We start from the raw sequence: 817 nt of genomic DNA, 5'->3' as shown, positions 1-817 counted from the left end.
CATTCACGCTGATCCGCTCCCGCATCGTGGTTAGGTGAGGGCTCGTGAACCGTCCCACCTTTCGGCCCGACGCTCGCAACAACGCACTGATCATGCGCGCCGTGGACGTCTTTCCATTTGTGCCAGTGAGGTGCACACTTCGATAGAGATTTTGCGGATCGCCGAGGATATTCATCGCCAGCTGCACGCGTTCAATACTTGGCTGAACTTTGTGCTCGGGCATGCGCGAGAGAATCTCGCGTTCAATCGCGTGGTAAACCGCCTCGGTCTCATCAGCCGTCGGGTACAGGTGAGTAGCTTCCTCATCTAGGTCGCTCTCGCTTGTATCCTCGCCACTCTCAGCGAGGTTAGGCGCGGCCATGTGCGCAGCCTCCATGACCTCCTTAAGGGAGGCGGAGACATCGCGATTCATGACCTCGTGTACAACCTGTTCAGGAGTGCGCTCGCCACCGCCCTCGGTGTGAGCAAACTCGTGGAAGATGTCGAAATCTTTCACTGCATTTTCACCACGTGAATCTCGATATCGTCACCGGCTTCAACGGTTAGGTCCAGTGTCAAGGTCTCAGCTTTCAACATGTCAGCGTGCTTTTCCACTACGCTAACGCGCTCAGCCGGCACTGCCAGGGTTAGCTTGATGCGATCTGCAACGTGCAGACCCGCGGCCTTGCGTTCATCCTGAACCTGGCGGATGAGGTCGCGGACAAAGCCTTCGCCCTCAAGCTCATCGTCGATCTGAGTATCCAAAACCACGAAGGATCCTGAAGATAGAACCGTTGCGACCTGGCCTTCTTCAGCCTCAACCTTCGTGCTTACCGAC

The 817-nt window shown here is 56.5% G+C and carries 1 protein-coding gene and 1 pseudogene; both read right to left on the bottom strand.

The genetic code is table 11. From position 1 onward, the window contains the following. Positions 1–496 (bottom strand): annotated as a pseudogene (locus HMPREF1627_RS00605) (Mur ligase family protein); the annotation flags it as partial. Beyond that, on the bottom strand, positions 493–817 hold a 325-nt coding region (locus HMPREF1627_RS00600), incomplete at its 5' end, for a DUF5915 domain-containing protein (RefSeq protein ID WP_034500208.1). The pseudogene HMPREF1627_RS00605 and the gene HMPREF1627_RS00600, both read right to left, overlap by 4 nt.

This window comes from Actinomyces sp. S6-Spd3 (assembly GCF_000758755.1).
GTDB lineage: Bacteria > Actinomycetota > Actinomycetes > Actinomycetales > Actinomycetaceae > Pauljensenia.
Note: the sequence above shows the minus strand (reverse complement) of the source record. Positions and strands in the feature narration are given on the sequence as shown.